Below are 19572 nucleotides of genomic sequence, written 5' to 3'. Positions count from 1 at the left end.
ATCCACGTGGAGAGCGTTAAACGAGATACGACGCTGCTAGAAACAGGGCGGTTAGTTGCGCCGTGCTCTTGAATCAGCCGTCTCGAGAGGTATTCAGGCGTAATCCGATGAGCTATCGCACAGACGCTCCTCGATAACACCTCCGCCAAGACAGATTTCGCCCCGATAAAATACGGCGGACTGGCCCGGCGTGACGGCGGCGACCGGCTCATCAAAGCGAACTTCGATACGTTCGGCGCCCAACGGCGTAACGGTGCAGGGGATATCGGCCTGACGATAACGAGTTTTCACCACACAGCGGAAGGGTTCAGTGACATTGTCACGGTCAACCCAGTACAACTGCTGAGCGATCAACCCGTTGGACATCAGCCGCGGATGTTCGTGGCCCTGCGCAACGTATAGCACGTTGTTCGCCACGTCTTTATCGACGACATACCAGGGATCGTCGCCGCCTTCTTTAACGCCGCCGATGCCGAGGCCTTTACGCTGCCCCAGTGTGTGATACATCAGACCCTGATGCCGGCCCATGGTACCGCCGTCATCCACGGCGATGATAGGGCCGGGTTGAGCAGGAAGGTAGCGGGCCAAGAAGTCGCGGAATTTGCGTTTGCCGATGAAGCAAATCCCAGTGGAATCTTTCTTCTTGGCCGTTGCCAGATCTAACTGTTCGGCAATTTTTCGCACCTCGGTTTTTTCCAGCTCGCCGACCGGGAACAGGCTTTGGGCCAATTGCTCATGGCTGAGGGTGTACAGGAAATAACTCTGGTCTTTATTGCCATCCAGACCGCGCAACAGTCGGCTTTTACCGTCGATATCCTGACGTCGCACGTAGTGGCCGGTGGCAATATAATCCGCGCCCAAATCTTCGGCGGCGAATTCCAGGAACGCTTTGAATTTAATTTCCTTGTTGCACAGGATATCGGGGTTAGGGGTGCGACCGGCTTTGTACTCTTCCAGGAAGTGCTCGAACACGTTGTCCCAATATTCCGCCGCGAAGTTGACGGTATGCAGTTCCATGCCGAGTTTGTCGCAGACAGCCTGTGCATCGGCCAAATCGGCAGCCGCAGAACAATATTCTGTGTCGTCGTCCTCCTCCCAGTTTTTCATGAACAGGCCTTCGACCTGATAATTCTGCTGTTGGAGGAGGTATGCGGAAACGGAAGAATCAACGCCGCCGGACATGCCGACAATGACTTTTTTCTGGCTGTTATCTGACATGGCAGTCTCGCGAATAGAAAATATTTAATGCAACAAATAAGGGCAAAATGATAGGCCGCATAGGGTAGCACATTGGCCGCAGCGTCGCACCACGGCCAACGACTAGGTCTGATAAGGCCAGTTGAACGCGCCCAGCACGCTCAAAGGATATCGGGTGCCGCTTTGATAGCAGCGAATGCTTTCCGCGACCAGCGGCGAGCGCAATCTATTGGAGCGAAGAATTTCCTCGGCGCTCAGCCAGTGGCAGCAGTCAATGTCACTGTCCTGAGGCACGGTGACGACCTGGTGAGACAGATCAATCGTAAAGCTGAAGCGCAAGAAGGGCGTGCCGTCGGGAGCCACCCATTGATGAAGCTGGAGGAAATGCTGAGGCTGCGCTTTGACGCCCGTTTCTTCATACAGCTCGCGGCTGGCAGCCTGAATCAGCGTTTCCTCAGCTTCGAGGTGACCCGCTGGCTGATTCCAGAGGCTTTTGCCGTTGACGGTTTCTTCCACCACCAAAAAACGGCCTTCTGCCTGGACGATGTTGGCGACGGTGACATGAGGTTTAAACATGCGTGATTTCCTTCCATTCCCCGGGCGATAACCCGGCCAGAGTCTGATTAGCCATACTGTAGCGGATTAAACGCAGCGTTGGGAAACCAATGTGCGCCGTCATGCGGCGGACCTGGCGGTTGCGACCTTCCTGCAACGTAATTTTCAGCCAGCTCACCGGAATGGATTTTCGTTCGCGTATTGGCGGGTTGCGCGGCCACAACCAGTCGGGTTCGTCCACTAATTCGACATCCGCGGGCAGGGTAATGCCGTCGTTGAGCGTCAGTCCCGCACGAAATCGTGCCAGCGCATCGGGGTCGGGAACCCCCTCAACCTGCGCATAGTAAATTTTGGCCGTTCTCTTTCCCGGCTGAGTCAGGCGTGCTTGCAATGCGCCAGCATTGGTGAGCACCATAAGTCCTTCGCTGTCTCGATCCAGACGTCCGGCGGCATAAATGTCGCCGATGGGAATAAAGTCTTTCAAGGTGGCGCGGCCTGAGTCGTCAGTGAACTGAGAAAGCACATCGAAAGGTTTGTTGAACAGGATGATTCGACGTGGTTTCGGCGACGCGTCTTTTTTTACGTTAAAACGTGAACTGAATCGTTTAACTTTGTGATTTTTAACAGGGATTGTGTTCATTTTATTCATGGCTGAGAGTGACAAAGCCATTATACTCGAAAGGGTTGCGGTTGGCGCGGGTTAGATATTCCAGTAGTATTAATATACATATTACATCTCATTAACAAAATGCGCTCTAAGGAGAGGTTAATGGAAAGCAAAGTAGTTGTACCGGCTAAAGGTCAGAAAATTACGGCAGATATAGAAGGAAAACTGATTGTGCCGGATAACCCGATTATTCCTTTCATTGAAGGGGATGGAATCGGCGTTGACGTCACGCCAACAATGATTAATGTTGTGGATGCCGCAGTGAAAAAGGCTTACTCGGGCCAACGCGCTATTTCCTGGATGGAAATTTACACCGGCGAAAAATCGACTCAGGTCTACGGTAAAGATGTGTGGCTGCCGGAAGAAACACTGGATCTCATTCGCGAATACCGCGTCGCCATTAAAGGCCCATTGACCACGCCCGTCGGCGGTGGCATCCGCTCTCTCAACGTCGCTCTGCGCCAGCAGCTAGATTTGTATATCTGCCTTCGTCCGGTTCGCTACTTTGACGGCACGCCAAGCCCAGTGAAACACCCTGAACTCACGGACATGGTTATTTTTCGTGAAAATGCCGAAGATATTTATGCGGGCATCGAGTGGAAAGCGGGTTCACCCGAAGCCGACAGGGTCATCAAATTCCTGCGCGATGAGATGGGCGTCACTAAAATCCGTTTCCCGCAGCAGTGCGGTATTGGGATCAAACCGTGTTCCGAAGAGGGCACCAAACGCCTGGTTCGGGCAGCCATTCACTACGCTATCACCAACGAGCGCGACTCCGTGACGCTGGTGCACAAAGGCAACATCATGAAATTCACCGAAGGCGCTTTCAAAGACTGGGGCTACCAGCTGGCGCGCGAAGAGTTCGGCGGTGAGCTGATTGACGGCGGTCCATGGGTGAAAATCAAGAATCCAAACACCGGCAAAGACATCATCGTCAAAGATGTGATTGCGGATGCGTTCCTGCAACAGATTTTGCTGCGTCCGGCGGAATACGACGTTATCGCCTGTATGAACCTGAACGGTGATTACATCTCTGACGCATTAGCCGCACAGGTGGGGGGGATCGGCATCGCGCCCGGCGCGAATATCGGCGATGAATGCGCACTGTTCGAAGCTACGCACGGTACCGCGCCGAAATACGCGGGTCAGGATAAAGTGAATCCGGGTTCCGTTATTCTCTCAGCTGAAATGATGTTGCGTCATTTGGGTTGGTTCGAAGCGGCGGACTTGATCATCAAGGGCGTAGAAGGCGCGATTAAAAATAAAACCGTGACCTATGATTTTGAACGTCTGATGGATGGGGCTAATCTGTTGAAATGCTCTGAATTCGGCGACGCTATCATCGAACACATGTGATATTGATCGTGCAGAATGAAGCCTTGGGGACCTGCGTGGTCCCCAAATTATTTGTCGCTTGCCCCTTACAACCTATCGCCAGAGTGAATTCCTCTCAACGTAACCCAATCATGCTGGTTGTAGCGACAAGGTGTTTGGCGAGTCACAATCTCGTCTCGTGCCTCAACCCACCGGCGATGATGATTTTGATTTGTCTATCCCCGTGTCGGAACACAGCGCCCGCGAGGGCTATCCCTAAAGGGGCGTCCCTCAGACTTTAGGTACTGTCTATTTTGTGCAGAGCTTCACGAAGGTCTGTTGATAGTCTTAAATCTGCAATTAAAAGGTTCTACCCCGTGAGTATTGGACTGACTAGCTATTTCCATTTGATTTACGATGTCTGCTCGCAAAGTCATCGTGTGCTACCCATCTAAATATGACACACGGTCTATTATGGAAGCGCGCCAAAGTATACGCGGGTGAAACCAGAGCAATTTCCGGTTCGATATTGTGCAGGTACACAAATTCTTTAGGCTGCGCTCCCTCTGTGACGGCAATTTGCTATTCTTTATTGTGGAAAAGAAAAATTCTATATATGAAGCGAACGCTTTCTGCCAGACAAGGGAATGACGCCGGGCTGGTATAAGAACACGGTATTGACTTGAACGACGCCGGGATTCTCTTCATTGAATGGCGTTGAGGTGTGCTAATACATCAAGTTACCTCTCGCCGTGACAACCGATATTTTTGACAGTAATAATAATGGAACAGTAAGGGGAACCCCCCATGAGCCGAGCCCCAGTGAATAAAAAAGATGAGAGTAGTCGACTCGACGCGGTGCGTGAGTACGGCATCGATGGCCCGTTGTCTGATAACTCTGAACTGGAAAATCTGATCACACTGTCGGCGAATGTGTTTAATGTCCCCATCGTTGCTGTCTCTATTCTGGATGCAGATCGTCAATTTTTTGTGGCAAGCGTGGGTTTTCCCGTTTGCCAAACGGCGCGGGACGACTCTTTTTGCAACTATGCCATCCTAAAGAAAGGTATTTTTGTGGTGCCCGATGCGCGCCGAGATCCCCGATTCAAACATAATCCGTTAGTGACCGGCGACCCTCATATCCGGTTTTATGCCGGCATACCTTTGCGATCACCTTTGGGCCAAACTATCGGCACGTTGAATATCATCGATCTCAAGCCGAGAGTCGGCTTGAGTGCGCGTGATGCTCATAACCTGCAGGATTTGTCCTCGCTGGTCATGGACAAACTGGAAATGCGGCGTCTTGAGGTGGCCAGAAAAACGGACCAGACAAGCTTTGAACGGGTGGCCAGGTTGTCGCCCGATGCCATCCTGTGTGTTAATCACCAGGGAATTATTACTTTCTGGAATGAGGCAGCCGAAAATCTGCTGGAATATTCCAAAGAGCAGATAGTGGGACAACATATCAGCAGCGTTGTGCCGGATATGTTTATTGTGCAGTTGCATCATTTGTCTACTGACGAAACCGCGCAGTCGAAAGGCAACCAAATTGAGCTGGATGTGGCGACCCAAAGTGGCGCTCTGCTGTCGGTCGGGCTGTCCGTCGGCATGTGGCAAAACGGGGAGGAGGAGAATTACAGCCTGATTCTGCGCGATACCTCCGAACGCAGGCGTTACGAAGAAAGGCTGTTCTTACAGGCGCATCGTGATCCTCTTACAGGACTCATCAACCGTTCGTTATTGGCCACGTCGCTGAATCAACTCCTAAAACAGCATCCTTCCGGTTGCCTCATGATCGTCGATATTGATGGCTTCAAAGATATTAATGATAGTCTGGGCCATGCCAGCGGGGACGAAATTCTGGTCAGCGTGGCGAAAAAACTGTTGGCCAACGTCAGGCAGGGCGATGTGGTGGCCCGTATGGGCGGTGATGAATTCGCGATATTATTTCCGCAACTGGAAGATCTCCAGGTGGTGGAAAAAATGGCCCGGCAGATTAATCACGATATTTCCCAGACGGTTGTTGTCGGAGATAAGCAAGTCATCACTAGCGCCAGTATAGGACTGGTGATGTTTCGTTCCCGTGGCGTTACGACTCAGGAGTTGTTGACCAGCGCTGATTTGGCCCTCTATCAGGCGAAAGCCGATGGGCGCAACTGCCACCGCTTTTTCACGCGCGAACTGCGAGAAATCTTTCAGGCCAAACATGCATTCCATCTGGAATTCATACGCGCCTATGAAAAAAATGAATTCGAGGTGTTCTACCAGCCCCAAGTGAGTTTGATGAATAATGAAATCGTCGGCGCTGAAGCATTGCTGCGCTGGCAGCATCCCTATAAAGGCCTGTTGGCGCCCGGCGCTTTTTTAACCGCGCTTGAGAAAGGTCCCTGGGCGGAGCGCATTGGCGATTGGGTTGTGCTGCAGGCTTGTCAGCAGGCGGCGGAATGGCGCAAGGCGGGAGCCGATAATTTCTGTATCAGTATCAATCTGTTCGCCGCCCAGTTCCGCTCCGGCATGTTGTCACAGAAAATCAGGTCCGTGCTGGAAAAGACCGGACTGCCTCCGAGCGCTTTGGAGCTCGAGATCACTGAAAACATCATCATTCGGTACGACGAAAATATGCTTAGTCCCCTCAATGAGTTGCGAAATGAAGGTATAGGCATCGCATTTGACGATTACGGTACGGGATACGCTTCATTGAGTATGTTGAAGAACTACCCGGTTACCCGCCTCAAAATCGATCAGACTTTCGTGCGTGCTATGTGCGAGTCTCCGCCGGATGCGGCCATCGTGAGGGCCATTTTATATCTCGGCAAAAGCTTTCGGCTAGATGTTATTGCTGAGGGAGTGGAAACGCAGGAGCAGTGTGAACGATTGAGGAATAAAGGATGCGAGCAGGCGCAGGGGTATCTGTTTGGACGTCCGATGTCAGCCTCTGAATTTGCGCGCCAATTAGGTGTGGCGAAGCCCTGATTTCTTAGTCGTTCATTAATAACGGTATTGAGTGGCGTCGACACGAAAGGATTCATGTCCTCGGTAACGTGTAAAAACCTTATCGTTATTGCTTATTGGCGGGACTGGCGGTGTTTACAGGATGTCTCTGGTGATCCTGCGACGTCTGCTGACTGCCTCCCCTGCCTTATTGTCCGTAGCGCATCGATTTTACGCGGATTGCCGACCTTTTATGCGATGCAAAATCTTAAAACGTAAAGTTATGTTAATTCGGTGAATTAGATGTTAAGAATGCTTGAAAATGCCATAGCAGCCCATACCATGTTAGCGTTGCATCCCAATTGTTGTTTTTGCCTGAGAGAGGAAATCAGACTTATATGATGCGTATTGCGCTTTTCCTAATCACCAACCTGGCGGTGATGTTGGTTTTTGGGCTAGTACTTAGCTTAACGGGCATTCGGCCCAGTAGTACTTACGGCTTAATGATTATGGCCGGTCTGTTTGGCTTTGGCGGTGCGATCGTTTCATTGCTGATGTCAAAATGGATGGCGCTGCGCTCTGTGGGCGGTGAAGTCATTGAGCAGCCGCGTAATGAAACCGAGCGCTGGTTAGTCGAAACGGTGCGTGCGCAGTCTCAGCAGGTAGGGATTGCCATGCCGCAGGTTGCGATCTATCAGGCACCTGATATTAATGCCTTTGCGACCGGAGCCCGTCGGAATTCGTCCCTGGTGGCCGTGAGCTCCGGGTTGCTCCAGAATATGAGCCGCGATGAAGCAGAAGCAGTTATCGCACATGAAATCAGCCATGTGGCTAATGGCGACATGGTAACTATGACGCTGATTCAGGGGGTTGTGAACACTTTCGTGATTTTCATTTCGCGCTTGCTTGCCCAAGTGGCGTCGGGCTTCCTGTCCGGAAACCGTGATAATAGCGAAAGTAGCAACGGCAATCCGTTGATCTATTTTGCCGTGGCGACCGTGCTGGAATTGGTGTTTGGTATTTTGGCCAGTATCATCACCATGTGGTTCTCTCGTTATCGGGAATTTCATGCGGACGCCGGGTCCGCCAAGCTGGTGGGCCGTGAGAAAATGATTGCGGCGTTGCAGCGCTTGAAAACCAGTAATGAGCCTCAGGAAGAAAGCAGCATGATGGCGTTCTGCATCAACGGCAAATCGAAGTCCTTCAGCGAATTATTCCTGTCGCATCCTCCGCTGGACAAACGTATTGAGGCGTTGCGTAGCGGAGCTTATCTGAAGTAATTTCACTTTGTGATTTGTACAAAGGCCCTGCGGGGCCTTTGTTATTCGTGGGATGTGATTGCTGCGGGGTTCGTATGCCGTGTTCTCTGCGTCCGTAATCATTCGCCGCTAACCGTTTGAGATGTAAATTATCGTGCTGTTATCGAATTGCTGGTGAACTCAATGGTAAAATGCGCTCTTAGTCAAAACGTCGTAGGTTTTAAGCATGAGTGGGGTGGTATCGAACATGTTAGAAATGGTTCTGGTGATGCTGATCATTTTGCTGGCGCTGGTGGTATGGTTCTTCATGAACCGCGCGAGCGTGCGGGCCAATGAGCAAATCAGACTTCTGCAGGAAATCGTCAAACAGCAAAAGCAGCAGCTTTCTTTGATGCAAACCCTTATTCCTGTTACGTCGAGCGCAGAGCCTGTGACTGAGACTAAGCATGAAGACAACGATACGGACGTTTACTTTAGGAACGTTATTCCTGAGCGTTGATTGGCGGCTGTTCATAGGCTGTCTGCCGTAAAGTGGAATATAGCCTTTGATTTTGTCTATTATAGGTATCAAAGAAAAAACGGCGGGTGTCATCAGCATTATTCCTTCCTCTTACCGTCGTCAGTCGCTCAAATACTTCACTGTTTTATCAGCCTATTTCCGGCCGCTGGTGGCATGTGTGGAGCCATGATGGTACTCTACGCCGTCGGGTTATAGGGGCTTGCTGCGAATATCATTAATGATGTTGCCGTCTTTGTTATCCCGCTACTAACAACTGTCGTGGCCGCGTTTTAACAATTGTGGGTTAAACACGCTGCCGACAACTGAAATAAACACAATTATCTTTTGTATGTGATCTTGCGTGTGGGTCACCACTGCAAATAAGGGAATTATCATGCCTGTTATTACGCTTCCCGACGGCAGCCAGCGTCATTATGACCACGCCGTCTCCCCTCTTGATGTCGCCTTGGATATCGGTCCGGGTCTGGCAAAAGCTTGTATTGCCGGCCGGGTTAATGGTGAACTGACCGATGCAACAGATCTGATTGAATCTGATGCGCAACTGGCGATCATCACGGCAAAGGATGAAGCGGGTCTTGAAATCATTCGACACTCCTGCGCGCATTTGCTGGGCCATGCAATTAAACAGCTATGGCCGGATACCAAAATGGCCATCGGTCCGGTGATTGATAACGGTTTCTATTACGATGTCGATTTGGACCATACGCTGACGCAGGAAGACGTGGAACTGCTCGAAAAGCGGATGCATGAGCTGTCCAATAAAGACTATGACGTTATCAAGAAGACCGCGAACTGGCAGGAAGCGCGCGATACTTTCGTATCACGCGGCGAAATCTATAAAGTTGCTATTCTGGATGAAAACATCAGTCACGACGACCGTCCGGGCCTGTATCATCATGAAGAATATATCGATATGTGCCGCGGCCCGCATGTTCCCAATATGCGTTTCTGCCATCATTTCAAACTGCAGAAAACTTCTGGTGCGTATTGGCGCGGAGACAGCAGCAATAAAATGCTGCAGCGTATTTACGGTACTGCATGGGCAGATAAAAAACAGCTGAATGCATATCTGCAGCGGTTGGAAGAGGCGTCTAAGCGTGACCATCGTAAGATTGGTAAGCAGCTTGATCTGTATCATATGCAGGAAGAAGCGCCGGGTATGGTGTTCTGGCACAATGACGGCTGGACGGTTTTCCGTGAGCTAGAAGCGTTTGTTCGCCTCAAGCTGAAAGAGTACAAGTATCAAGAAGTTAAAGGTCCGTTCATGATGGACCGCGTACTGTGGGAAAAAACCGGCCACTGGGACAATTATAAAGACGCGATGTTTACCACCTCGTCTGAAAACCGTGAATATTGCATCAAGCCGATGAACTGCCCGGGTCACGTACAGATATTCAATCAGGGATTGAAATCTTACCGGGATCTGCCACTGCGTATGGCTGAGTTCGGTAGCTGCCATCGTAACGAGCCTTCGGGTTCTCTGCATGGCTTGATGCGCGTTCGTGGATTTACTCAGGATGATGCTCATATCTTTTGTACGGAAGATCAGGTTCGTTCTGAAGTAAATAACTGTATTAAAATGGTTTATGATGTGTATAGCACCTTCGGTTTTGAAAAAGTCGAGGTGAAATTGTCTACCCGTCCGGATAAACGTATCGGCTCTGATGAAACGTGGGCCCGTGCGGAAGAAGATCTGGCGGCGGCGCTGGCTGAAAATGAGATCCCATTCGAATATCAGCCGGGAGAAGGGGCCTTTTACGGTCCGAAAATCGAGTTTACTTTACATGACTGCCTGGATCGTGCGTGGCAGTGTGGTACTGTACAGCTCGACTTTTCGTTGCCGAACCGTCTAAGTGCGTCTTACGTTGGCGAAAACAACGAACGTCAGGTCCCGGTCATGATTCACCGGGCTATACTAGGTTCAATGGAGCGCTTTATCGGGATTCTTACCGAAGAATTTGCGGGATTCTTCCCGACCTGGTTGGCTCCGGTACAGGTGGTGATTATGAATATCACCGATAGTCAGTCTGATTATGTCAGCGAATTGACACAAAAATTGCAAGAAGCGGGCATTCGCGTCAAAGCAGACTTGAGAAATGAGAAGATTGGCTTTAAAATCCGCGAGCACACATTGCGGCGTGTTCCCTATATGCTGGTCTGTGGCGATAAAGAAGTGGAGGCAGGTAAAGTTGCTGTCCGCACACGCCGGGGCAAAGATTTGGGGAGTCTGGATGTCAGCGAAGTTATCAGTAAGCTGCAACAAGAGATTCGCAGCCGTAGTCTTCATCAATTGGAGGAATAAGGTATTAAAGGCGGAAAACGAGTTCAACCGGCGCGTCCTAATCGCATCAACAAAGAAATTCGCGCACAAGAGGTACGCCTGACAGGCGTCGAAGGCGAACAGATCGGCATTGTCAGCCTGAATGAAGCGCTAGAGAAAGCCGAAGAAGCAGGCGTTGATTTAGTAGAAATCAGCCCGAACGCCGAACCGCCGGTTTGCCGAATCATGGATTACGGTAAGTTCCTCTATGAGAAGAGTAAGGCCACTAAAGAGCAGAAGAAGAAACAAAAAGTTATTCAGGTCAAGGAAATCAAATTCCGACCTGGTACCGATGATGGCGACTATCAGGTCAAACTACGCAACCTGATTCGCTTTCTTGAAGACGGTGACAAAGCCAAAATTACTCTGCGTTTTCGTGGACGTGAAATGGCGCACCAACAGATTGGTATCGAAGTGCTTAACCGTGTTCGTGACGATCTGAGTGAACTGGCAGTCGTTGAATCCTTCCCATCAAGGATCGAAGGCCGTCAGATGATCATGGTGCTTGCACCGAAGAAGAAACAGTAAGGCATTCAAGTAATCGAGTCCGCGTTATGCTCGCGTAGCGCGGTTCCGTTCGCCTTATCTGATTCGTTTTATTAACAATGCGAAGTGGAAATAATAATGCCAAAGATCAAAACAGTACGTGGCGCCGCTAAACGCTTTAAGAAAACCGCTGGCGGTGGTTTTAAGCGTAAGCATGCTAACCTGCGTCATATTCTGACCAAAAAAGCGACTAAACGTAAACGTCATCTGCGTCCTAAAGCTCAAGTTGCCAAAGGCGATCTGGGTCTGGTCATAGCTTGTCTGCCTTACGCATAAGTTACCTTTTCATTCAGAATAAGATTTTAGGAGAGAGCATATGGCTCGCGTAAAACGTGGTGTGGTTGCTCGTGCACGTCACAAGAAAGTATTAAAACAAGCGAAAGGTTACTACGGTGCCCGTTCGCGCGTTTATCGTGTTGCCTTCCAGGCAGTCATCAAAGCTGGTCAGTACGCTTACCGTGACCGTCGTCAACGGAAACGTCAGTTCCGCCAGTTGTGGATTGCACGTATCAACGCAGCAGCCCGTCAGAACGGTTTGTCTTACAGCAAATTCATCAATGGCCTGAAAAAAGCCTCTGTTGAAATTGATCGTAAGATTCTGTCTGATATCGCAGTTTTCGATAAAGTGGCCTTCAGCGCACTGGTAGAAAAAGCGAAAGCAGCCCTGGCCTAAGCCGGTTAGAAGAGGGAGCTTGCTCCCTCTTTTGATTTTTGGGCTGGTAAGACGCGCCAGTCATTCGTCATAAAATCTTAGATGTTTGATCGTAGCGTTTAACCCCTCAGGTATTGATAACGACAAGGTAACGCAAGTATGAAAACTGCTATATTCCGTTTCTTTTTTTACTTTAGCGCCTGAATTCAGGAGGCTTTGCGCGTAAAAAAAGAAACGAAAAGTAGCGCTTAAGCCTCCCGTGCGGAGGCTTTTTTATTGGTCAGGGAAAGGGCCGGGACCATATTAAGTCGTGTTGTCAGATGCACTGAGAATCATACTTTTCCAATTATCACCGTGGCCGTACAGGCAGAAGAAGAGGAATGTAATGCAACATCTCGCAGAACTGGTTGCTAAAGCCAGAACAGCCATAGAAGAGGCGCAGGATATCGCGGCATTGGAAAATGTGCGCGTAGAATACCTGGGCAAAAAAGGTCACTTAACCCTTCAGATGACTTCGCTGCGCGAGCTGCCTGCTGAAGAGCGTCCTGCAGCGGGTGCGGTTATCAACCAGGCTAAGCAGGAAGTACAGGAGGCTTTGAATATCCGTAAACAGGCAATGGAAAGCGCTGAACTGAATGCTCGCCTTGCTGCGGAAACTATTGATGTATCTATGCCGGGTCGTACCATCGAAAACGGTGGTTTGCATCCGATTACTCGCACCATCGATCGCATTGAAACCTTCTTCGGCGAGTTGGGTTTCTCCGTGGTATCGGGCCCTGAGATTGAAGATGATTATCATAACTTCGATGCGCTCAACATACCCAGTCACCATCCTGCCCGTGCCGACCACGACACTTTCTGGTTTGATGCCAGACGTCTGTTGCGTACGCAAACCTCTGGCGTACAGATCCGAACGATGGAAAAGCAACAACCGCCTATTCGCATTATTGCGCCGGGCCGTGTCTATCGCAACGATTACGACCAGACGCATACCCCGATGTTCCATCAGATGGAAGGGCTGATCCTCGATAAAAACATCAGCTTTACCCACCTGAAAGGCACGCTGCACGATTTTCTGCGTAACTTCTTTGAGGAAGATTTACAGGTTCGTTTCCGTCCTTCCTATTTCCCGTTCACCGAACCGTCCGCGGAAGTGGATGTCATGGGTAAAAATGGCAAATGGCTCGAAGTACTGGGCTGTGGGATGGTGCATCCTAATGTTCTGCGTAATGTTGGCATCGATCCTGATGTGTATTCCGGCTTCGCATTCGGCATGGGGATGGAACGACTAACCATGCTGCGCTACGGCGTGACCGATCTGCGCGCATTTTTTGAAAATGATTTACGCTTCCTCAAACAGTTTAAATAAGGCAGGAATAGCATTATGAAATTCAGTGAACTCTGGTTACGGGAATGGGTTAACCCAGCTATCAGCAGCGAAGCCTTATCTGAACAAATCACGATGGCCGGCTTGGAAGTCGATGGCGTAGAGCCTGCAGCCGGTGCGTTTAGCGGTGTGGTTGTGGGTGACGTGGTTGAATGCGGTCAGCATCCCAATGCCGACAAATTGCGCGTCACCAAAGTGAATGTGGGTGGCGAACGCCTCTTGGATATCGTCTGCGGCGCGCCTAACTGCCGTAAAGGTTTGAAGGTTGCCGTTGCGATCATCGGAGCGGTATTGCCGGGCGATTTCAAGATCAAAGCCGCCAAACTTCGCGGTGAACCCTCCGAAGGGATGCTGTGCTCGTTTTCCGAGCTCGGTATTGCCGACGACCATAACGGAATACTAGAACTGCCTGCCGATGCGCCAGTTGGAACCGACCTGCGTGAATACCTGAAACTGGATGACAACATCATTGAGATCAGCGTCACGCCTAACCGTGCAGACTGCTTGAGCCTGCAGGGCGTCGCTCGCGATGTTGCTGTGTTAAATGGCGTTGCCTTCACCGCTCCGGAAATCACGCCCGTCAAACCGACAATCACCGATACTTTCCCCATCAACGTTGATGCCTCAGAGGCTTGTCCTCGTTATCTCGGTCGCGTGGTGAAAGGGATCAATATGAAGGCGACTACGCCGCTGTGGATGCGTGAAAAACTGCGTCGTTGTGGCATCCGGTCTATCGATCCGGTTGTCGATGTCACCAACTATGTTCTGTTAGAGCTCGGCCAACCGATGCACGCTTTCGATCTCGGCCGCCTGGATGGGAACATCACTGTGCGCACCGCTCAGGAAGGCGAAACGTTGCGTTTGCTGGACGGTAACGATGCGAAACTGAACGCAGAGACGCTGGTTATTGCCGACAGCAGCAAAGCGCTGGCAATGGCCGGTATTTTCGGCGGTGAACACTCCGGCGTAAATGAAGAAACGCAGGACATTTTGCTTGAATGCGCCTTCTTCAACCCGTTGGCGATCACCGGTCGTGCGCGCCGCTACGGCTTGCACACGGAGGCTTCTCATCGCTATGAGCGTGGCGTTGACCCCGAGCTGCAGTATCAGGCAATGGAGCGCGCGACTCGTTTGCTGCTGGATATTTGCGGCGGCGAAGTCGGTCCGGTTGTCGATGTCACTCACGATAAAAATCTGCCTGTTCGCGCTACTATCGCGCTGCGTCGTGAAAAATTAGATCGCCTGATCGGCCATCACATTGCTGACGACAAGGTGAGCGATATTCTGGAACATCTGGGCTGCCAGGTTGCACGCACCGATGACGGCTGGCAGGCGACGGCGCCGAGCTGGCGTTTCGATATGGAAATTGAAGAAGATCTGGTCGAGGAAGTCGCTCGCATCTACGGTTATGACAATATTCCTAACGAAGCCGCACTGGCGCCGCTGAAAATGACGAGCCACCGTGAAGCCAATTTGTCGCTGAAACGTGTGAAAACGATGCTGGTGGACCACGGCTATCAGGAAGCGATCACCTACAGCTTTGTGGACCCTAAAATTCAAGCGCTGGTACATCCTGGCGAAGAAGCGCTGATTCTGCCTAGCCCGATCTCGGTTGATATGTCGGCTATGCGTTTGTCGCTGTGGACCGGTTTGCTGGGCGCGGTTGTGTATAACCAGAATCGTCAACAGGGCCGTATCCGTATTTTTGAGAGCGGTTTGCGCTTTGTTCCCGACAGCGATGCGGAGCAGGGCATCCGTCAGGAAATGATGTTAGCCGGTGTGATCACCGGTTCCCGATTTGAAGAACATTGGGACCTGGCACGACAGCCAGTTGACTTCTATGATTTAAAAGGTGATTTTGAATCTGTACTGGCTTTGACGGGTAAACTTTCTGCCGTTGAATTCAGAGCTGAAGCGAATGCCGCGCTGCATCCGGGCCAAAGCGCTGCAATTTATCTGGATGGACAACGTATTGGTTTCATTGGGGTTATTCACCCAGAACTTGAACGTAAGTTAGATTTAAATGGTCGTACCGTCGTATTTGAAGTTCTCTGGGACAAAATTTCAGACCGAGTTTTGCCTGAAGCTGCGGATGTTTCTCGCTTCCCGGCTAACCGTCGTGATATCGCCGTTGTCGTCGCTGAAAACGTGCCTGCGGGAGATATTCTGGCTGAGTGCAAGAAAGTTGGCGCAAATCAGTTAGTTGGCGTAAACTTGTTTGACGTGTACCGAGGTAAGGGCGTGGAAGACGGATATAAGAGTCTGGCTATCAGTCTGGTATTGCAGGATACCGCTCGTACACTGGCAGAAGAGGAAATTGCCGCCACAGTCGCGAAATGCGTGGCAGCACTGAAACAGCGATTCCAAGCATCCTTGAGGGATTAAACCTATGGCGCTTACAAAAGCTGAAATGTCAGAATACCTGTTTGAAAAGCTTGGGCTGAGTAAACGGGATGCCAAAGAGCTAGTCGAGTTGTTTTTTGAAGAAGTTCGTCGCGCTTTGGAAAATGGCGAGCAGGTCAAGTTGTCAGGGTTCGGCAATTTTGATCTGCGAGACAAAAACCAACGGCCGGGACGTAACCCAAAAACAGGCGAGGATATTCCGATTACGGCGCGCCGTGTGGTCACATTCCGTCCGGGGCAGAAGTTAAAAAGTCGGGTTGAGAATGCTTCACCTAAAGACTGAGTAAGTTTAAGTAAACGAAAAGGCCGCTTTAGCGGCCTTTTTCTTTTGCGGAATCCTCTGAAAAGTTGTCTGGTAGACTCGGTATTTTCGTTTTGGCTGGTGGGAGATCCGGAACCGGGCGACGGTCGTCCCAAAGGTGTAGGATGGCGAGCACCGGATGATGCAGTAGCATTTTTGGTCCTGACCAACGCATGATGAGTTTCATCATTTCGCGTTGGGCCGGTTGGTAACAGTGGATGGGACACTGCTTACAGGCCGGTTTTTCTTCTCCGAAATAACACTTATTGAGACGGTTTATCGCATAGCGAAACAGCACCGTATAGCGGTCATTGCCGTCGGGGACTGGATGACATTTCGCATACAGTGTGATCATCTGTTCGACAGTGCGAATCTCGCGCTGAATTCGTTTCCCCGGAGGAGGGCGGCGCATCATTGTTATCTCACGTTAGTGCTTTAACTCACAGTGTAGTCGGAATTGTATGACTTGAAGCCTACGGTACGCACAGAAAAGAAAACGGCAGTCAGGCTGCCGTGAATGTTTAAGAGATAACGCTGATTAGACTGCAGGTAAAACTCCGATCATTTCCAGAAATCGTCGAAAACCGTGATCGGTGGACGGCGTTTATGCTCCGTTTTGCGGTACCACTCCTCAATAATCGCCGCATCGCGCTGATCGATAATTTTACCTTCCAGATAATAGTCGATACTCTCGTAGGTGACGCCCAACGCAACCTCGTCCGGTAATGCAGGACGATTTTCTTCCAGATCCGCGGTAGGCGCTTTGGTATAGAGATGGGAAGGGCAGCCAAGAAATTTCAGTAGTGCTTTACCCTGACGCTTGTTCAAGCGAAAAATAGGGTTGATATCCGTACCGCCATCGCCGTATTTCGTAAAAAAACCTGTAACTGCTTCTGCAGCATGGTCCGTACCCACGACGATCCCGGCATTCATTCCTGCGATGCTGTATTGCGCTTTCATACGCTCACGCGCTTTCTCGTTACCCTTCACAAAATCAGACAGCTCAATGCCGAGCTCACGGAGCGTGGCTTCGCTGGCATCGACGGCGGGTTTGATGTTGACGGTTAACACGCGGTCCGGCTGGATAAATTGAATGGCATCCTGACAGTCCTGCTCGTCGGCCTGCACGCCATAGGGCAGGCGGACAGCGATAAACTGATACGCTGAGTTGCCGGTTTCAGCACGCAGTTCATTGATGGAGGTTTGGCAGATTTTACCCGTCAGCGTGGAATCCTGGCCGCCGCTGATGCCAAGCACCAGGCTTTTGACGAAAGGATGCTCCTTAAGATAATTCTTTAAAAAATCAACGCTAACACGGACCTCCTGTGCGGGATCGATCGTGCTTTTGACGCCGAGTGCCTGAATGATACTCTGCTGTAATGACATTTCGTCTCTCCTGAACCTATTGATACGGCAGCATAATTAGAACGATTGTTCCAGTTTAACGTGACTTCCCACGGAGTAAAAGAACCAGTGGGCGGGATAGGATTGCTCTCGGTAGCCTATTTTCTTACTCACAATCAGTTCACTAAAGCATTGAGACCGGGTTGAAAAAGCGCCTCTTGCCATCTAGCCTTAAGCTAACTAATACCAAAAGAGGTAATGCAATGAACAAGAATCGATTATTAATGTGTATTGCTGCAGGGCTGGTGCTCCTTTCGGGTTGTACGGCATATGATCGTGCGGAGAATTACTTTACCAAGCCGGTGGTAAAAGACGTCAAAAAAGGGATGACCAAACAGCAGGTCAATCAAATAGCAGGTCCAGCCTCCACAGAGGCCACAATGATCAATGCGCGGGGTACCTGTAACACTTACATCCTGGGCACAAAAGATAAGAAAATACAGTACTACTTCGTCAGCTTCGATGAAACCGGCCATGTCCTGAACAAGGGCTTCCAGAGCTGTCAGGAATACGATACCCACCCTCAGCGCTAATGCAGGACGGGTCAGCGTGACAAAAAAAGCCGAACGTATTGTTCGGCTTTTTGGTTTTTAAACGCTTTCCAGCAGACTTACTGCTGCTTCAATTCCACGTCTTCCCGCGAATCAAACACCTGCTTGTCGGTTTGTTTCAGTAACTGACTGGTCACCGTCCCCGCCGTCATCGAGCCGCTGACGTTCAACGCAGTACGCCCCATATCAATCAGGGGTTCGATTGAAATAAGCAGAGCCACTAGCGTGACCGGAAGCCCCATCGCAGGCAGGACGATCAGTGCCGCGAAGGTCGCGCCACCGCCCACGCCAGCGACGCCGGCGGAACTGATGGTGACGATGCCCACCAGCGTGGCAATCCAAACCGGGTCCAGCGGGTTCATGCCAACCGTTGGCGCGATCATCACCGCCAGCATGGCCGGATACAACCCCGCACAACCGTTTTGACCGATGGTGGTGCCGAAAGAGGCGGCGAAGCTGGCGATAGACTCCGGTATACCCAGACGTCGGGTTTGCGCTTCAATACTCAGTGGAATCGTGGCCGCGCTGGAGCGGCTGGTAAAGGCAAAAGACAGTACCGGGCCAACTTTACGGAAGAAGCGAGCCGGGTTGATGCCGGTCAGCGAGAGCAGCAGGGCGTGAACGACGAACATCATGGCCAGCCCCAGATAAGAGGCAACCACGAAGCTGCCAAGCTTGATGATGTCCTGCAGGTTTGAGCTGGCCACCATCTTGGTCATTAACGCAAGCACGCCGTATGGCGTCAGGCGCATAACCAGTCGCACAAGCTTCATCACCCACGACTGAAGCGTATCGATAGCGGTTAAAACCCGCTGGCCTTTTTCGGCGTCTTCTTTCAGCAATTGGAGCGCGGCGACACCCAGAAACGCGGCGAAGATGACCACGCTGATAATGGCTGTCGGACTGCCGCCGGTTAGATCGGCGAAGGGATTTTTGGGGAGAAGAGACAGGATTAACTTCGGCACGGAAAGATCGGCGACTTTACCCGCATAGTTGCTTTCAATTGCTGACAACCGGGCCGTTTCCTGTGCCCCTTGCACGAGTCCCGAAGCGTTCAGTCCGAACAGGTTGGTGACGAAAACTCCGACCAGCGCGGCGATCAACGTGGTAAAAAGCAGCGTACCGATAGTTAGAAGGCTGATTTTCCCGAGCGACGAAGCGTTGTGCAATTTGGCGACCGAACTGAGAATAGACACAAAAACCAGCGGCATAACGATCATCTGCAACAATTGAACATAGCCAATGCCGACGATATTGAACCAGGCTATCGACTGAGTAATGACCGGTGCGTTACTACCGTAGATAAGGTGCAGCCCCAGACCTAATAACACGCCGAGCACCAGACCTAGCAGCACTTTCTTTGCCAGACTCCAGCGTGCGTTGCCGCAGTAACTCAGCGTAATCAGCAGCAGGGCGAAAATGATAATATTCAGTATGAGCGGAAAATTCATCTCTACTTCTCCCTCGTTGGTTATCTTTTATCTTGCTCCCCGGCGTGGGGATACAGGCGCGCTAGAATAGCAGGTCTTATCGGTAGGTGTTACCGGCAAACTGGGAAGGTTGCA

The 19572-nt window shown here is 50.9% G+C and carries 19 protein-coding genes and 1 other annotated feature; of the genes, 13 read left to right on the top strand and 6 right to left on the bottom strand.

From position 1 onward, the window contains the following. Positions 1–93 precede the first annotated feature (93 nt). The 3 genes from mnmA to rluE all read right to left on the bottom strand — a co-directional run bounded on the left by mnmA (position 94) and on the right by rluE (position 2392). The gene (gene mnmA / locus I6N93_RS08565; protein ID WP_085687423.1) at positions 94–1218 is read right to left on the bottom strand and encodes a tRNA 2-thiouridine(34) synthase MnmA; all 1125 of its coding nucleotides are present in this window, start codon (positions 1216–1218) and stop codon (positions 94–96) included. Between the two features lie 102 nt (positions 1219–1320). After that, positions 1321–1773, bottom strand: coding sequence for an NUDIX hydrolase (locus I6N93_RS08560; protein ID WP_085687425.1), 453 nt, complete (start codon positions 1771–1773; stop codon positions 1321–1323). Then, on the bottom strand, positions 1766–2392 hold the full coding sequence (gene rluE / locus I6N93_RS08555) for a 23S rRNA pseudouridine(2457) synthase RluE (protein ID WP_112131612.1): 627 nt from the start codon (positions 2390–2392) through the stop codon (positions 1766–1768). Before rluE ends, I6N93_RS08560 begins: the two co-directional genes overlap by 8 nt. A 129-nt stretch (positions 2393–2521) precedes the next feature. Between rluE and icd the strand changes: the two genes are divergently transcribed. From icd to ihfA, 12 genes are all read left to right on the top strand, one after another. Then, complete coding sequence (gene icd, locus I6N93_RS08550; protein ID WP_085687429.1) at positions 2522–3775, top strand: NADP-dependent isocitrate dehydrogenase; 1254 nt, start codon at positions 2522–2524, stop codon at positions 3773–3775. 765 nt (positions 3776–4540) lie between these two features. Then, the gene (locus I6N93_RS08545; RefSeq protein WP_085687431.1) at positions 4541–6706 is read left to right on the top strand and encodes a sensor domain-containing phosphodiesterase; all 2166 of its coding nucleotides are present in this window, start codon (positions 4541–4543) and stop codon (positions 6704–6706) included. A gap of 356 nt (positions 6707–7062) precedes the next feature. Next, the gene (gene htpX, locus I6N93_RS08540; protein ID WP_094107789.1) at positions 7063–7944 is read left to right on the top strand and encodes a protease HtpX; all 882 of its coding nucleotides are present in this window, start codon (positions 7063–7065) and stop codon (positions 7942–7944) included. 205 nt (positions 7945–8149) lie between these two features. After that, a complete protein-coding gene (locus I6N93_RS08535; protein ID WP_085687433.1) occupies positions 8150–8422 on the top strand; it encodes a YebO family protein in 273 nt (90 codons plus the stop codon). A gap of 394 nt (positions 8423–8816) precedes the next feature. Next, the gene (thrS, locus tag I6N93_RS08530) at positions 8817–10745 is read left to right on the top strand and encodes a threonine--tRNA ligase (protein WP_085687435.1); all 1929 of its coding nucleotides are present in this window, start codon (positions 8817–8819) and stop codon (positions 10743–10745) included. Positions 10746–10748: 3 nt separating this feature from the next. After that, complete coding sequence (gene infC / locus I6N93_RS08525; protein ID WP_085687437.1) at positions 10749–11291, top strand: translation initiation factor IF-3; 543 nt, start codon at positions 10749–10751, stop codon at positions 11289–11291. A gap of 96 nt (positions 11292–11387) precedes the next feature. Next, the gene (rpmI, locus tag I6N93_RS08520) at positions 11388–11585 is read left to right on the top strand and encodes a 50S ribosomal protein L35 (protein ID WP_085687439.1); all 198 of its coding nucleotides are present in this window, start codon (positions 11388–11390) and stop codon (positions 11583–11585) included. A gap of 40 nt (positions 11586–11625) precedes the next feature. Further along, positions 11626–11982 carry a 50S ribosomal protein L20 gene (gene rplT, locus I6N93_RS08515; protein ID WP_026739349.1) on the top strand — a complete coding sequence of 119 codons (357 nt, stop codon included), beginning with the start codon at positions 11626–11628 and terminating at the stop codon, positions 11980–11982. A gap of 133 nt (positions 11983–12115) precedes the next feature. Continuing rightward, positions 12116–12239 (top strand) — a sequence feature (Phe leader region). Then, positions 12121–12165, top strand: a complete 45-nt coding sequence (gene pheM, locus I6N93_RS08510; RefSeq protein WP_123225455.1) for a pheST operon leader peptide PheM — start codon at positions 12121–12123, stop codon at positions 12163–12165. Its footprint overlaps the feature before it by 45 nt. A 107-nt stretch (positions 12240–12346) precedes the next feature. Next, positions 12347–13330 carry a phenylalanine--tRNA ligase subunit alpha gene (gene pheS, locus I6N93_RS08505; RefSeq protein ID WP_085687441.1) on the top strand — a complete coding sequence of 328 codons (984 nt, stop codon included), beginning with the start codon at positions 12347–12349 and terminating at the stop codon, positions 13328–13330. Positions 13331–13345: 15 nt separating this feature from the next. Continuing rightward, positions 13346–15733 carry a phenylalanine--tRNA ligase subunit beta gene (gene pheT, locus I6N93_RS08500; RefSeq protein ID WP_085687443.1) on the top strand — a complete coding sequence of 796 codons (2388 nt, stop codon included), beginning with the start codon at positions 13346–13348 and terminating at the stop codon, positions 15731–15733. Positions 15734–15737: 4 nt separating this feature from the next. Further along, positions 15738–16034, top strand: coding sequence for an integration host factor subunit alpha (ihfA, locus tag I6N93_RS08495; RefSeq protein ID WP_026739352.1), 297 nt, complete (start codon positions 15738–15740; stop codon positions 16032–16034). 28 nt (positions 16035–16062) lie between these two features. Here ihfA and I6N93_RS08490 read toward each other — a convergent pair whose 3' ends face one another. Both I6N93_RS08490 and nadE read right to left on the bottom strand, forming a co-directional pair. Continuing rightward, complete coding sequence (locus tag I6N93_RS08490; RefSeq protein WP_085687544.1) at positions 16063–16464, bottom strand: nitrous oxide-stimulated promoter family protein; 402 nt, start codon at positions 16462–16464, stop codon at positions 16063–16065. 149 nt (positions 16465–16613) lie between these two features. Beyond that, positions 16614–17438: an ammonia-dependent NAD(+) synthetase gene (gene nadE, locus I6N93_RS08485; RefSeq protein ID WP_085687445.1), complete on the bottom strand. Its 825-nt coding sequence runs from the start codon at positions 17436–17438 to the stop codon at positions 16614–16616. Positions 17439–17659: 221 nt separating this feature from the next. On the opposite strand from nadE, the gene osmE reads away from it, so the two are divergent. Beyond that, positions 17660–17989, top strand: coding sequence for an osmotically-inducible lipoprotein OsmE (osmE, locus tag I6N93_RS08480; RefSeq protein WP_085687447.1), 330 nt, complete (start codon positions 17660–17662; stop codon positions 17987–17989). A 77-nt stretch (positions 17990–18066) separates the two neighbouring features. On the opposite strand, the gene I6N93_RS08475 is transcribed toward osmE, so the two are convergent. Then, a complete protein-coding gene (locus tag I6N93_RS08475; RefSeq protein WP_085687449.1) occupies positions 18067–19458 on the bottom strand; it encodes an L-cystine transporter in 1392 nt (463 codons plus the stop codon). Positions 19459–19572: the final 114 nt, after the last annotated feature.

The organism is Lonsdalea populi (assembly GCF_015999465.1).
Lineage (GTDB): Bacteria > Pseudomonadota > Gammaproteobacteria > Enterobacterales > Enterobacteriaceae > Lonsdalea > Lonsdalea populi.
Note: the sequence above shows the minus strand (reverse complement) of the source record. Positions and strands in the feature narration are given on the sequence as shown.